Origin of the sequence: Nocardioides sp. (genome assembly GCF_035697785.1) — a bacterium.
GTDB lineage: Bacteria > Actinomycetota > Actinomycetes > Propionibacteriales > Nocardioidaceae > Nocardioides_B.
The window spans coordinates 1-14193 of record NZ_DASSCL010000036.1; the positions used below are offsets into that span (position 1 = coordinate 1).

The window sequence follows — 14193 nt, forward strand, 5'->3', positions numbered from 1 at the left end:
GGTTCCGGCCTACGACCCGACCTGGCGCTTCGAGGTCGAGGTGCAGCCCGCCGAGCCCGGCCGCATCGAGGTGACCAGCGGCACGGACGGTGTGGTCCCGTTCGAGCGCGTCGGTCTCGTCGAGCTGCCCGGGGTCGGCTCCCTCGACGTGTGGTGGCTGGCGTCGTACGGCGGCGGCCTGTTCGTCCCGGTCAAGGATGCGTCCGCGGGCCGGCCCGGCGGCACCTACGGCGGCGGCCGCTACCTGCTCGACACCGTCAAGGGTGCCGACCTCGGCGGGCGCGGCCGATCGCTCGTGCTCGACCTCAACTTCGCCTACAACCCGTCGTGCGCCTACGACCCTGCTTGGGCTTGCCCGCTCGCCCAACCGGGGAACGTCGTCGACACCGAGATCCCGGTCGGCGAGCGGGCCTGACGAGGCCCTGGTTCAGCTCCCCTTCTCGATGTCCACCCGGATGAACATGTCACGGAACGGGTGGTTGGCTGCGCCGTCGACGAGAACAGCGCCGTCGAACATCACGACACCGGTCGCGGTCGCCTCCCGCTCCCTGCGGGTGCTGCCGGGGCCGTTGACCTCCGTGATGATCGGCCCGACTCCCGTGTAGGTGACGTCGAAGCTGACGGTGTGCGTGACGCCGGAGTTGTCGCGTGCGGTTCCCGAACCGACCGTGCGGATGCTCTTCAGGTTCGTGGTGCTGGTGATGGTGGACGGCGCCGATGGCACAGTCGCCCAGCTGAACGAGATGCCGCCGGGGCAGACTGCCAGGAACTGCACCCGGGTGGTCGGGTCAGCATCCTCGGTCTCGGGCTGCTCGAAGTCGCGCGTGCTGCGCACCAGCAGCGTTCCATCGACGACGGCGCCATCCGCGCAGGTGTGCGGCACCGACCAGAACGCCTCGCCCGTCTCCTCGAAGAACGTGTCCTGCTCGCCCGCGACGGCGGACACCGCCGCTGCCGGGACGAGGGCGACCGCGGCTACCAGGGGGACCAGCCAGCGCTTCCTGAAGCTCCGTGACCAACTCATGATGACCTCCCGTGGGCCGGGCGGCCGGGGACGACCGCGGGGACAGCCCGCCCCATGCTGGACCCGGGGTGAGCCGCGGCTCTACTGGGCTTTGGGGCTAGTACCGGTCAGAGCCGACAGCTGTTGAGCAGGTCGCCGCTCTCGGGCCGCGCGCGCAACCCGCTCCGCGGCGGCTGCTCGCCCTGCTCGACCCACTCGGTCAGCGCCGTGAACGCCGAGCGGGCGCAGGGCAGAAGGGGCCGAAGGCGGTCCGGGTACGCCGGGTAGAGGCCGTCCACGTGGGTGCCGTCCTCGATCTCGTAGTAACGGTGCCAGCGGTCGCGACCGCGCCGGTCGACCAGGTCGGCATAGACGTCCGACGACGTGGCGGGTGGCAGCAACGTGTCGAGCGTCCCGTGGACGGTCAGCAGCTTCCGTCCGATCCTCCCGGTGAGCTCGACCGAGCGGACGGCGTCCTTCACAGCGTCCGGTCGCGCGTCGTAGGCGTAGTCGGCGTCGCAGCTCGGCGTGCCGCTCGCGCAGTACGGCACACCGGCGTCGAGGTCGCCGTCGTACCCGGGGTCGAACTCTTCGCGGTAGATCCGCTGGGTGAGGTCCCAGTAGTAGGTGAAGTGGAACGGCCAGAGGAACTCCGACCCGGGCGCGAAGCCCGCCTCGATCATGGCGTCGTGCGCAGCGGCGTCGCCGCCGGCGGCGTACGCCGGGTAGTGCCTCAGCGCCGCCGGCAGGTAGGTCATCAGGTTCGGACCGTCCGCGCGCAGCAGGGTGCCCTCCCAGTCCAGGCCGCCGTCGTAGAGCCCGGGCCGGTTCTCGATCTGCCAGCGGGTCAGGTAGCCGCCGTTGGAGATGCCGAACATGTAGGTGCGCGAAGGCGTCCTGCCGTAGCGCTGCCGGACCACCCGCTTGGTCGCCTTCGTCAGCTGGGTGACCCGCTCGTGCCACTCGCGGACGGACCCGCCCGGCTCGGAGCCGTCGCGGTAGAACGCGCCGCCGACGTTGCCCTTGTCGGTCGACGCGAACGCGTAGCCCTGCGCGAGCACCCAGTCGCCGATGATGAAGTCGTTGGCGTACTGCCTGCGCGTGCCGGGAGCGCCGGACACCACCAGCTTCCCGTTCCAGTCGTCGGGCAACCGGACCACGAACTGGCTGTCGTGGTTCCAACCGTTGTTGGTGTTGTCGGTCGAGCCGTCCGGGAAGTACCCGTCCACCTGGATCCCCGGCACCCCGCTCGGGTTGCTGGTGCCGGGCGCGTGCAGACCGGTCCAGTCGTCGACGTTGGTGTGCCCGCTCGCGACCGTGCCGGCGGTGGTGAGGTCGTCCAGGCAGGCCGCCTCCTGCACCTCGGCCCCGGGCACGTCGATCGCTCCCAGCCCTGCGCAACGGTTCGCGGGGGCCTGACCGGCGCCGGCCGGCAGGGTGGCCAGGGAGACCGTAACCCCGGTCGCGACGAGCAGGACGGCGAGCTTCCGAGTGAGGCGCATGCCGCTCATCGTGGAGCCGGTCGTCGTGGGCGTCGATGTGCTCCTTGCACACATCGAGCCGCGTGCCTGTGGTGATGGGACCGCCGGGGCAAGCCACCCGGCGGGATCGTCATCCCAGCCGGGCGTGCAGGAAGCGTGCGGTGCGCTGCATGAACGACGACCAGGCCTCGCCCTCGAACCGATGGCCCTGCCCGGCGTACCGGTGCAGGCGTACGTCGCCGCCTCCGGCGCGCAGCGCGTCGGCCGTGGCCCGGCTCCATCGGGGCGGGCACACCGCGTCTGCGGTGCCGTGGTGGATCCGGACCGGGGCGTCGACGCGTCCGAGGTAGCCGAGCGCGCTGGCCCGTGCCCAGACCCGAGGGCGCGACGTGGGGGTGCCGTAGGCGCGCTCGACCCGGGCCTGCAGGGCCGGTCGGTCCTTGACCCAGCGGTTGTAGTTGTCGGCAGCGCTTGCGCTGACCGGTGAGTACAGCACTACCGCGTCCGCGAGCCGGGGACGCGCCGCCAGGGCGTTGAGCACGACGCCTCCCCCCATCGACCGCCCGACGAGCCCCACTCTGGACGCGTCGACAAACGGCAGTTCGGCTCGTCTCACCGCGAGCACGGCGTTGACGAGGTCCTCCGGGTAGCCGAGTGGTCGTGGCACCGCACGGGCGTCCTCGCGGGTCGAGCCGGCGTGGTTGCGGTAGTCGATCTGCAGCGCCACGAAGCCGTGCTCGGCGAGGGTCTCGCGCTCGCGGGTCAGCATCGCGCCGCTCCGGTAGTCGCGCGAGTCGGTCCAGCCGTGCGCCAGCACGACCAGAGGAGCACGGCCCGCTCGGCTCGGCACGTCCATGACACCGGTGACCCGCAGCCGCCCGCTGCGGTAGCTGATCTCATGCCGGGTGAACGCCAGCCCGCGGGTGACCTCCCGCTCGAGTCGGAGCCCGCGACCGTCGTACCGATGCCGGGTCAGCGCCGGGACGGAGACGAAGTTGAACGGCGTGCTGGTGTCGTTGTGGGCGCCGAGCCGCGCCGTCTGGTTCCCGGCGAGGGCCGGAGGAGTGGTCACGCCCGACGTGCACGAGCCGAGCAGGAGGGCCGACGCGAGAACGGCGAGGATCCCCGAGATCCGAGAGGTCACGCCCTCATGGTCGGGGCAGACTCGCGCGCCGCGCAGGCAAACACCCGAACGGACATCGAGGGCCGAGCCTCCCGCCGCGTCAGACCACCTGGTGCAGCCAGCGCACCGGGGCCCCGTCGCCGGCGTGCCGGAAGGTCTCGAGCTCGTCGTCCCACGGCTTGCCGAGCAGCTTGTCGATCTCCAGCAGCAGGGTCGTGTCACCGAGGGCGGCCTTGACCACGGCGGCCTTGAGCCGGTCCTCGGGGATCATGATGTCCCCGTGCAGGCCGGTGACGGCGTGGAAGACGCCGAGGTCCGGGGTGTAGGAGTAGCGCGCCCCCTCCGTGCCGGAGGTCGGCTCCTCGGTGATCTCGAAGCGGAGGTGGTTCCAGCCGCGCAGCGCCGACGCGATCGAGGCAGCGGTGCCGGCATCGCCGGTCCAGGAGTACTCGGCACGGTAGGTGCCGGCCTGGGCGCCCTGCGGGGTCCAGTCCAGGCTGACGGCAGAACCGAGCACGCCGCCGACGGCCCACTCGATGTGCGGGCACAGTGCAGACGGCGCGGAGTGGACGTAGAGAACGCCCATGGTCCCACGTGGGGTCGTTGTGCGTGCGGTCACCGTGGCCTCCTGTTGATCCGGCGTCGAGGTACGCCTTCCCCAGCGATCTCGCGGACCCGGAGCCCGGGCGGTGATGCAGCACAGTGTGAAGTTGTGAGGCCATTGTGACGTACGAGGCGACCGAACACCACCGCAACACCGGAATTCGGCCGACCGGTGCCCGGCGGACGGTTGAGCGGGGCGGTCGAGCGGGGCCGCCAGGGCCCGTTCGGGACTCAGGCCTCCCGGCCCCGGGACCGGAGCCGCACGTTGGGCATGGGCGGAGCCAGCAGCCGGTCCCCGGCGAAGCCCTCGACCACGCCGTACCGCGGCGGGGTCCAGGCCAGCCCGTCGCCGTTCCAGTCGTTGCGCTGGGCGACGACCTCGTCGTGGCTCCGACCGATGAAGTTCCACCACATCACGATCTCCTCTTCGAACGGCGCACCGCCGAGGAGCATCAGCACCGACTCCTCCCCCGTCTCGGGCACGCTGAGCTCGAGGCCTTCACGGCCACCGCCGAGGTAGACCATGTGGTTCGCCGACAGCCCCTCGCCGTCGACGACTGTCTCGCCCTGGACGACGAGCACGCCGTGCTCGAAGGCCGGATCCAGGGGCAGACTCGCCCGCGAACCCGGCTGGAGCCGGACCTCGGCCCCGACGAGCGGGGAGAACGTCGGTGCCGGAGACCGCTCCCCGGCGAGGTCCCCCACGAGCACCTTCAGCGTCACGCCGCCCTCGGTATAGGTGGGCAGGTCGGCGAGGTGGGTGAAGTCGGCCGGCGTGCGGTCACGGACATCGTCCGGCAGGCAGACCCAGAGCTGGACCCCGTGGAGCCGGGGCGGGGCGTCCTCCGGCGACACCTCGGCGTGGCAGATGCCGTGGCCGGCAGTCATCACGTTGAGCTGACCCGGCCGGATCAGCTGCTCCGAGCCGAGGCTGTCGGTGTGCAGGCCGAGGCCCTCGAACAGCCACGTGACGGTCTGCAGACCGGTGTGCGGGTGAGGAGGCACCCACATGCCTCCGGTCGCCTTGATGTCGTCGGGACCGTAGTGGTCCAGGAAGCACCAGGCGCCGATCATCCGCCGGGTCTTGTTGGGGAGCACCCGCCGCACGTGCGTGGTCCGTCCCAGCAGCACGTCACGTGCCGGGAGAGCCTCGTGCACCGCCACGGGGACGCCCATCTGATCAGTCTTGCATCGCCGGTCAAGCAGGTTCGCACCGGCGACTGCCCGCGGGCGAAGATGGCCGATAGACTCGCCCGCGGTGCGCCGGGAAGTCTGGTCGGCAGGAGTGAAGCGACCCCGAGGAGCATCCGACATGGCAGAACCCCGCACCCCGACCCGGCTCTTCCGCCGTGGGTCGTGGGCCGAGGACTCCCGGATCGCCGAGCTGCTCCGCCAGGAGACCGTCGGCGGCGCCCTGTTGCTCGTCGGCACCGTCGTCGCGCTGGTCTGGGCCAACAGCCCGATCGCCGACTCATACGCCGACCTGCTCGAGGTCGAGGTGGGGCCGGCGTCGCTGCACCTGCACCTGACGCTCGAGACCTGGGCCGCCGACGGTCTCCTCGCCGTCTTCTTCTTCGTCGTCGGCCTCGAGCTCAAGCGGGAGTTCGTGGCCGGCGATCTGCGCGACCCGCGCCGCGCCGCGCTGCCGATCCTGGCCGCCGTCGGCGGCATGATCGCGCCGGCCCTGATCTACGTCGCGATCAACCTCCGAGCCGGCGCCGAGGCGCTCGGTGGCTGGGCGATTCCCACCGCGACGGACATCGCCTTCGCGCTGGCCGTGCTCGCGGTGATCAGCACCCACCTGCCCACCGGACTGCGCACCTTCCTGCTCACCCTGGCCGTCGTCGACGACCTGCTAGCCGTCGCGATCATCGCCGTCTTCTACACCAGCGACCTGCACCTGCTGGCGCTGGCGGGCGCGATGGTCCCGCTCGGTCTTTTCGCGCTGGCCGTGCAACGACGGGTGCGGGTGTGGTGGGTGCTGCTGCCGCTCGCGGTGGCCACCTGGGTGCTCATGCACGAGTCCGGGGTGCACGCGACGGTGGCCGGGGTGCTGCTCGGTTTCACCGTCCCGGTGCTGTCGCGGCGGAGGGCCGACGGCCGCGAGCAGGAGGGCATGGCCCAGGACCTCGAGCACCGCATCACGCCGTTCTCCACCGGCTTCGCCGTCCCCGTGTTCGCGTTCTTCGCGGCCGGCGTCACCATCGGGGGTCTGTCCGGCCTGACCGACTCCCTCCGGGACACGGTGGCGCTCGGGATCACGCTCGGCCTGGTCGTCGGCAAGTTCGTCGGCGTGCTCGGCACCACCTACCTGGTCTCCCGGTTCACCCGTGCCGACCTCGACGAGGACCTGAGCTGGATCGACGTCGCGGGCCTGGCGGTGCTGGCGGGGATCGGGTTCACGGTCTCGCTGCTGATCGGCGACCTGTCCTTCGAGGAGGGCAGCGCGCGCGAGGACCACGTCAAGGTCGGTGTGCTCACCGGCTCCCTGGTCTCCGCGCTGCTGGCGACGGCCGTGCTCCGGTCCCGCAACAAGGTCTACCGGCGGATCGAGCAGCAGGAGTCCGCCGACTCGGACGCCGACGGCATCCCGGACGTCTACCAGCGGGACGCGTAGACCCTCGTCCCCCGCAGGGGAGGCACCGCTCACGAGGGGCTCGTACCTTGGGCCGGACGGGTGCCGGACCGGCGCACCGTCCAGCGTCGTACCGAGCCAGCACGGAGGAGCCATGACGGGCACCAGGTCCGCGGCAGCCAGCCGGGTCGCCGCCGCCGATCCCGCAGGCCTGCTGTACGGGGCGATCGTGTCCGCCTCGGTGCTGGCCTCGGTCAGCGCGCACGCCGAGGACTTCGACGTCGTCGTCCTGACGACTTCGGGGGCTGTCCTCATCTACTGGTTGGCGCACGTCTACATCGCCGCCCAGTCCCTGCACATCGGGGGTGACGAACGGCACGTGCTGCGGCTGATCCTCGTCGCGGCCGGCCACGAGACGAGCGTTCTCAAGGGCGGCACGCCGGCCATCGCCGTCTACCTGGTCGCCGTGCTGCTCGGCCTCGGCAAGGCGACGGCCGCGCTGGTGGCGGTCTGGTTCTCCGTTGCGTTGTTGATCGCCGTGGGCTACCTGGCCGCCCACCGGTCGGGCCGGGTCGGCGGTGCCGCACTGGTGGATGCCGGTGTCGCCGGCCTGTTCGGCCTGGTGGTGGTGCTCGGCAAGACCCTTCTGCACTGACGACAGCGCTGACGACAGCACTGACGACTGCGCCGTCGGTCAGGTCGGGATGGCACGCGTCGCGGTCGGTCCGGACCGGTCCACCGGGACCGGGCGGGGCTCTTCGTCCGGCACCTGGGCACGCTGCCCCAGATCGCGCAGCATCGTGCGGAGCGCTACGTGCATGGCGTCCGCTCCGACCACCGTCTCGGTCGGGTACGGCAGAGCGTTCGGCACGACTACGAAGGCCCGGTCCTGCCAGCCACCCAGCCCGCCGTGACAGCCCACCAGTCCTTCGAACGCCGCGACGTCCTCGGTGCCGGGCTCCACCAGGCTGTTGACGTAGATGTCGGGGGCCTCCGGGCGAAGGCCGGCCCGGCGTACGAAGCCGTGCGCGCGCTCGCCGAAGGGGATGAGCGGGTCGATGCCGTCGACCACGCCGGTGCCCAGGTTCACGGATCCGTGGTTGCCGAAGACGCACACGTCCCCGGCGTCGTCGATGACGGCCACGAACCCGACGCCCGGGTGCGCCGCCAGTCCCGCGACCAGTCCCGCGTAGCGCTGCTCCACCTGCTCGAGGGTGAGCCGCGACCGCTCTCCACGCACGTAGACCAGGCCGAGGTTCCCGGAGCCGAACACGTGGAAGGTCTCGGTGCCCGGGGCCACGCCCTGGCCCTCCCGGTGGCCGACCTCGACCGGCTCGTTGCGGTCGTTGCGCTGCATCGCCGCCGAGGTTTTCTGCAGCCCCTTGCCGGTGACACCCTTCCCCGTGGCCAGCTCGTCCACCAGGGCCTGCGTGCGGCCCCACCCCTCGACGTCTTCGTCGGAGGCCGCGACGTCGGCCCGGGCGAGCCGGGCGACGAGCGCGGCAAGCTCCTCGCCGTAGCGGTCGGCGAACGTCGTCCCCTGGGCCTGACCGTGGTCGGAGAGCACCACGAACTGGTAGCGACGTGGAGCCACGGACGCGACAAGCTCGAGCTGACGGAGCACCCCGTCGACACGCTCGAGCGCGTCAAGGCTCTCCGGACGCAGCATCCCGGCGTGGTGCGCGATCTCGTCGTAGTCCACGTAGTCGACGTAGATCGAGCGGGCACCGGCCAGCATGTGCTGAGCGACCAGCACGGTGTTGAGGTCTCGCAGCACCCCGTTGGTGACGCAGCGCAGGAGAGCGGTCGTCCAGGTTCGATGACAGCGGGGTTGCAGGTCGCGTCGTACGGCGCGACGCGCCTGGAACCGGTCTCGCGACAGCTCGGAGAACGAGCGCAGCAAGGAGCGCGTGAGTCCGTTCGGGTGCATCACGAACTCGGCCACCGCGCGTCTGGCGTCCTCTCCGGCACGTTGCTGCCGGCTCATCGTCAGCGCGGCCGTCGGGGCATCTCCGGTGAACAGGTTGCTGATGCTCACGCCCCCGTCGACGAGCAGCCCCCGGCCGTTGCTGAGGCGAGTCTCGATCACGGCCGCGTCGGCCGGACGGTTGGCCACCAGCACCTTGTCGTCGTCGCGGTCGTACCAACGGAAGGCCGGGATGCCGTCGATAACTCCGTGCAGGATGCCCATCTGGCTCGCCGGCGTGGTAGCCGGCAGCGCGGGCACCCACTCGTGCAGGACGTGCGAGCCGCTCCTGATCCATCTCGACAGGGTCGGCAGGGTGCCGCCGTTGACCGCCATCTGCAGGACCGGGAAGGGCACCCCGTCCAGCTGGACGAAGACGACCCCTCCGACCTCGGGATCCCCGAGGGCCGCGCGCCGCCGCCGCCCCGACGCGACCAGCCTTCCGACCAGGGCCTCGGAGGTCCCGGCCGTCGTGAACCAGCCGATGACAGTGGCGACCACGCCGATCACCACGCTGACGAGCAGGGCCGCGACGAAGCTGTCCACGCGGACCTCGGGGATCAGTCGGGCAGTCAGGGCGACGACGAGGGCCTGGCCGACCACGGCCAGCAGCAGCACACCGAACCACCCCAGCCGCACCGCGCCGGCGACCAGGACGGGACGGAGCAACGTGCTGAGCACCGCGAGCACGACCGCGAAGGCCAGGCCGCCCCAGGGCAGGGCGGCGTCGAAGTCCGTCAGGATCACGTCGCACACGGCGACGGCCAGCCAGACGACCGCGACCGTGGCCACGAACGTGGCCAGCCGTGCGTACCAGGCCTGGTGCCACGTGCTGCGACCCAGGTCCGCGGCCAGCTCGGCGCGCGACCGCGTGGCGGCTGCGCGCGCAGAGTCTTCGGCCTGCATGACCCCTCCTTCACCCGGCACGGTCCCGGAAGCCCACGCATCCTGGCTCCAGCGTGTCCGCGGCGAGGAGAAGTCACCTCATCCGGGACGGGTGAGACGCGCATACTGGGCTCCGTGAGCGGCACCGCGGACCCGACGACGAGCGCAGCCCTCACCTGGCTGGGCCATTCCACGGTCGTCATCGACCTCGACGGCACCCGACTGGTCACCGACCCGCTGCTCGGCCGTCATGCCGGACTGCTCCGCCGTCGGGGCTCGCGTCCGCCGCGCGGCGCGTGGGAGGGCCCGGACGCCGTGCTGCTCTCGCATCTCCACCACGACCACGCGGAGCTCGGCTCGCTGCGGATGCTTCCCCGGGACGTGCCGGTGATCACGGCGCCGGACAATGCCAGCTGGTTGCGTCGGAAGGGCCTGCACGGTGTCTCGCCTGATGGCGACGGCTGGATGGACGTCGGATCCGGGAAAAGGGTCAGCGTGGCACTGTGCCGGGCCGACCACAGCTCGCGGCCGATGCCGCACCGCCCCAACGCCGCCAACGGACACCTGGTCAGGAGCCCGACCGTCGCGATCTGGGTGGCCGGTGACACGTCGCTGTACGACGGGATGACCAGCCTGAGGCACGAGCTGGAGCGACGGATCGACCTGGCCATCGTGCCCGTGTCCGGGTGGGGACCGCGGTTGTCGGCCGGCCACCTCGGACCCGACGAGGCGGCCGAGGCCTGCGCGCTGGTCGGGGCCCGCTACGCGGTGCCGGTGCACTGGGGGACCCTGCACGCGCCGGGTGGACGGAACCTGCCGCGCGGCTGGATGGACCGGCCGGCGCGGGAGTTCGTGTCGGCGGTCGCTCGTCTCGCGCCGCAGTGCACGCCCCTGGTCCTGCGCCACGGTGTCCGGACCGAGGTCGAGGGCCTGTCCTGAGCTTCGGACGTGCTGTCGACCCCGCTCGCCTTCATCCGGCCGGGGTGAGGCCGAGGTGCAGCAGCACGGAACAGACTCGGGAGCGGACGGACAGCCCCGAGACCATGCCGGCACCGTGAGGATCGAGTGGCACAGACCAGGACGGCTTGGACCACCGCGCGACCCGCGACGAGGGGACCTCGACGCCAGGTCGCCGTGTCGGCGGCCAGGGTGCTCGCGAGCACGGCGGTGATGCTCGGGCTCTACGTCCAGGTCCCGCTCGAGCTCCCGGACGACCGCGCCACCGCTGTCCGGCTGATCGTGTCGGTCCTGCTGCTCGCCGTCGTGGTCGGCTGGGAGATCCTGGTCGTCGCCCGGTCGCCGTACCCCGGGGTCCGCGCCGCCGAGGCGGTGGCGGTCAGCTTCCCGCTGTTGATCTTCCTCTTCGCATCGACGTACGTAGGCATGGAACAGGCGCGACCCGAGAGCTTCAACGAACCACTCAGCCGGATCGACGGGGTCTACCTGACCGTCACGATCCTCGCCACGGTCGGGTTCGGCGACATCGTGCCCACGACGGAGGGGGCCCGCCTCGCCGTGACGTTGCAGATGGTCGTGAACGTCCTCCTGATCGGGGTCGTCGCCAAGATCCTGCTCGGGATGGTCCAGCAGCGCCGTGGGGCCCGGGGAGCAACCGATCACACGGATGCCCGCGTCGAGTAGAAAGCCCTCACTCCCACTGGGCGACGGCTGCGGGCGCAGGGTGCGGCTGCCAGTCGTAGATCACCGACGTGCGCACGACGATGTCCTGCAGCGACTTGCGTGAGGGGCTGACCGCGCACCAGAACAGGCCGATCGGCAGCACGACGCACAGCACGGAACGCAGCAGGGCGCGCGGCGGCCACATTCGCACGCCATCCGGCCCCACGACGCGAAGGCCCATGAGGTGGTGGCCGTAGGTGCGTCCGGTGGTCGACCAGGCGGTGATCTGGTAAACGACGAGAACCAGGGCGGCGGCGGTCATGCTGCCGAGGACGGAGGTGCCCCGGAACTCGAACGTCCGCGGGTCGAGCATGAACAGCAGGCCGTTGAGTCCGGCGTACCCGGCGGCGAGAACCGCCACCACGGTCACCCCGTCCACCACGTTCGCGATCAGACGGCTCACCAGCCCGGCGTGCCCCCCTTGGTAGGGGCGCGCCTCACTGGGGACCGGTGAGATCGGCTCCGCCATCAGCTTGGTCGTGCCCCGTTCTCCCCCCGGCCGTGCGCCGCGACGGTCTCGTCCGCCAGAGGCACGGTCGTCGTCGGCACGGGCGGCACCCCCGGGCCGTCGGGGCGCCGGTGGTGGCGCAGCAGCAGACGGTCGACGACCCGCGACACGGCATCGTCACCCGAGATGCTCTGCATCCGCACCTCACGCATCGTGTCGGACGCCACCACCCCGGTGGAGTCCCTGATGATCTCAGGGAGGTCGATGTCGGCGAGGATCGTGCGGGTCAGCTCGACGAGGTCGACCCGGTCGATGACCGCGTCGATGTCGAGTCGCGCAGCAACGGCGTCCAGATCGACCGTCTCGATCAGGCCGTTGAGGTCCAGCCGGCGGGCGACCGCGTCCAGGTCGACCCGGGCCACCACGGCGTCCAGGTCGATCCGCCCCGCGACGGCGTCGATGTCGAGACGCCGGGCGACCGCGTCCAGGTCGACCTGCTGGACGATCCGCTCGATGTCCACGTGATCCTCGAGGAGCTGGGCGAGGTCGAGTCGACCGAGCACCTCGACGGCCACCATCGGCACCAGCCGGTCGAGGATCTCGGCTGCCTGACGCACCAGGACCTCTCGGCGTACGGCGCCGGCACGAACCAGCACTTCCGACAGGCTCGGCGGCCGCGGTCCGGGCAGCGCGTTCACCCCCCGACGCGCCACCCGCACGAACGGGTCGGAGGCGGTGTGAACCGCGTGAGCGGCTGCCGCCACGACGTGGAGGGCCACGCCGGCCGCACCCACTGCCGCGTCGAGGGCCGCTGGCACCAGCCACTCCGGCGAGTCGGCGCTGGTCGTGCTCGGCTCACTCATCTCCTGGCCTTTCGTCAGGGACCGGTCGGGGACGACGGCGGTCTTGTCTCGGCCCAGGTCGCGGGGACGTCGACACCGCCTTCATGGGTGACCCGTCGACCCATCTGGACGTAGCCGCTGCGGGGGAAGACCCGTCCACCGATGAGGGCCTGTCCCAAGCCGAAGGACGTGGCCCCGGCCATCAGCCCTGTCGGGACGAAGGAGAACAGCCTGCCGAGATCGGAGAGATCCGCCTCTGAGTTCATCCTCATCAGCAGCAGGTTGTCGCACTGGGAGACCACGTTCTCGTGCACCTTGTAGGGCCGTTGCGTCGAGACCAGCAGGTAGAGCCCGTACTTCCGGCCTTCCGCGGCGATCTGGACCGCCTGCTCGGTCGAGAGCGCGCTCACCGCGTCCCTCGGGTCGGCCGAGCAGATGTTGTGCGCCTCGTCGATCACGACCAGGCAGGGCTCTCGCTCATGTCTCGTGCCCCAGAGCGTGGACAGCACCGCTGCCGCGACCACCCGCTGCTCGCCGACCGTCCCCAGCGACCCGAGGTCGACCACCGTGCACCTTGCGGTCGGGTTCCTCAGCTCGTCGATCAGGGACGGCGCTGCTCCCCGGCTCCAGACAGCCCAGTCGAACAGACCCAGGTTGGCCGCTCGTCGGCCCAGTCGACGTGTGGTATCGGACTCGGCCGCCAGCAGCTGGTCCGGGCCCGAGATCAGCTGCTTGCCCGGTCGAGCAGTGGCGAGGAGGTCGACGAGGAGGGCGTACTCCTCGCGGTCACGGATCGGGTCCAGCCCGAGGATGCCCGCCTGGGCAGCGGGGCTGAGCTCCGCGAAGGCGAGTCGCAGCGGCCGGTCGGCGGACTCGCTGCCCCAGACGGTCACACTCGGGGGAACGTGGGCGTACCGGTTCTCCTGCGACGGGTCGGCATCGTCACGGACCAGACCGAGGCCGACGTAGTCGGAGTTGGGGTCGAGGATCACGATCCGCAGACTGGTCTCGGCCAGGACGCGCTCGAGCAACAGACCCAGTGAGTAGGTCTTCCCCGACCCCGACTGCCCGCACATGAAGGTGTGCCGGTTGAGTCCGCCGGCGTCGAGGACGGCAGGCACGCCGGGGGCCAGCAACAGGTCCCCGACGACGAGCCCGGCCCGTGCCGGCCGAGCGCCTCTGAACCAGGCACCGACCTCGTCACTCTCTGCAGGCCGCACGGGGGCGTCGTGGAACGGGGTCCCGTCTGAGTCGAGCACGAGACCGGTGCCCTCGGCGAGGCGCAGCAGCATGCTGGATGCTCCACCCGTTGCCCCCTGCACTTCCGCCTGCACGGGTCGGACGTCCAGGTCCGTGATCTGTCCCAGCCTCTGTTGTCCTTCGGTGCCGAGCTGCACGTAGCCCCCGCGCCGGAGCATCAGATCGTGCAGGGAGGCCTGCACCTGGAACTGCACCCCGTCCACCGACGTGGCCCTCGGCAGCACGCTGCGTTCGAGACGCTCTCGCAGGTTTCGGTAGTCCGACAGCTGCTCGAGGAAGGCCTCATCGTCGCCTGTCGTACGACGGCCGGGGCCGGTCGCCTCGATC

General features: G+C 71.2%; 14 protein-coding genes. 5 read left to right on the plus strand and 9 right to left on the minus strand.

What is annotated here, in order from left to right:
• On the plus strand, positions 1–415 hold a 415-nt coding region (locus tag VFH10_RS03800; protein WP_325126094.1), incomplete at its 5' end, for a DUF1684 domain-containing protein.
• A 12-nt stretch (positions 416–427) separates the two neighbouring features.
• Here the strand turns inward: VFH10_RS03800 and VFH10_RS03805 are convergent.
• From VFH10_RS03805 to VFH10_RS03825, 5 genes are all read right to left on the minus strand, one after another.
• Positions 428–1024 carry a hypothetical protein gene (locus VFH10_RS03805; protein ID WP_325126096.1) on the minus strand — a complete coding sequence of 199 codons (597 nt, stop codon included), beginning with the start codon at positions 1022–1024 and terminating at the stop codon, positions 428–430.
• A gap of 107 nt (positions 1025–1131) precedes the next feature.
• Entirely contained in the window at positions 1132–2505 is a 1374-nt protein-coding gene (locus tag VFH10_RS03810; RefSeq protein WP_325126098.1) for a tannase/feruloyl esterase family alpha/beta hydrolase, read from the minus strand.
• A gap of 109 nt (positions 2506–2614) precedes the next feature.
• Positions 2615–3628, minus strand: a complete 1014-nt coding sequence (locus VFH10_RS03815) for an alpha/beta hydrolase family protein (protein ID WP_325126100.1) — start codon at positions 3626–3628, stop codon at positions 2615–2617.
• A gap of 79 nt (positions 3629–3707) precedes the next feature.
• Positions 3708–4193 carry a DUF3145 domain-containing protein gene (locus VFH10_RS03820; protein WP_325126120.1) on the minus strand — a complete coding sequence of 162 codons (486 nt, stop codon included), beginning with the start codon at positions 4191–4193 and terminating at the stop codon, positions 3708–3710.
• A 248-nt stretch (positions 4194–4441) separates the two neighbouring features.
• The gene (locus VFH10_RS03825) at positions 4442–5386 is read right to left on the minus strand and encodes a pirin family protein (protein WP_325126102.1); all 945 of its coding nucleotides are present in this window, start codon (positions 5384–5386) and stop codon (positions 4442–4444) included.
• A gap of 136 nt (positions 5387–5522) precedes the next feature.
• On the opposite strand from VFH10_RS03825, the gene nhaA reads away from it, so the two are divergent.
• Entirely contained in the window at positions 5523–6827 is a 1305-nt protein-coding gene (gene nhaA / locus VFH10_RS03830; RefSeq protein WP_325126104.1) for a Na+/H+ antiporter NhaA, read from the plus strand.
• A gap of 112 nt (positions 6828–6939) precedes the next feature.
• The gene (locus tag VFH10_RS03835; RefSeq protein ID WP_325126107.1) at positions 6940–7440 is read left to right on the plus strand and encodes a hypothetical protein; all 501 of its coding nucleotides are present in this window, start codon (positions 6940–6942) and stop codon (positions 7438–7440) included.
• 39 nt (positions 7441–7479) lie between these two features.
• Here the strand turns inward: VFH10_RS03835 and VFH10_RS03840 are convergent, their stop codons facing one another.
• Positions 7480–9657 (minus strand): phage holin family protein, encoded by a 2178-nt coding sequence (locus VFH10_RS03840; RefSeq protein ID WP_325126108.1) that lies wholly within the window; start codon positions 9655–9657, stop codon positions 7480–7482.
• Between the two features lie 114 nt (positions 9658–9771).
• Here VFH10_RS03840 and VFH10_RS03845 point away from each other — a divergent pair, with 114 nt between their 5' ends.
• Positions 9772–10575 carry an MBL fold metallo-hydrolase gene (locus tag VFH10_RS03845; protein WP_325126110.1) on the plus strand — a complete coding sequence of 268 codons (804 nt, stop codon included), beginning with the start codon at positions 9772–9774 and terminating at the stop codon, positions 10573–10575.
• Between the two features lie 210 nt (positions 10576–10785).
• Entirely contained in the window at positions 10786–11277 is a 492-nt protein-coding gene (locus tag VFH10_RS03850) for a potassium channel family protein (protein WP_325126112.1), read from the plus strand.
• Between the two features lie 7 nt (positions 11278–11284).
• Here the strand turns inward: VFH10_RS03850 and VFH10_RS03855 are convergent, their stop codons facing one another.
• The 3 genes from VFH10_RS03855 to VFH10_RS03865 form a co-directional block, all read right to left on the minus strand.
• Complete coding sequence (locus tag VFH10_RS03855) at positions 11285–11719, minus strand: RDD family protein (protein WP_325126114.1); 435 nt, start codon at positions 11717–11719, stop codon at positions 11285–11287.
• A 65-nt stretch (positions 11720–11784) separates the two neighbouring features.
• Positions 11785–12627: a hypothetical protein gene (locus tag VFH10_RS03860; protein ID WP_325126116.1), complete on the minus strand. Its 843-nt coding sequence runs from the start codon at positions 12625–12627 to the stop codon at positions 11785–11787.
• A gap of 14 nt (positions 12628–12641) precedes the next feature.
• The coding region (locus VFH10_RS03865; RefSeq protein ID WP_325126118.1) for an ATP-binding protein at positions 12642–14193 on the minus strand (1552 nt) is incomplete at its 5' end.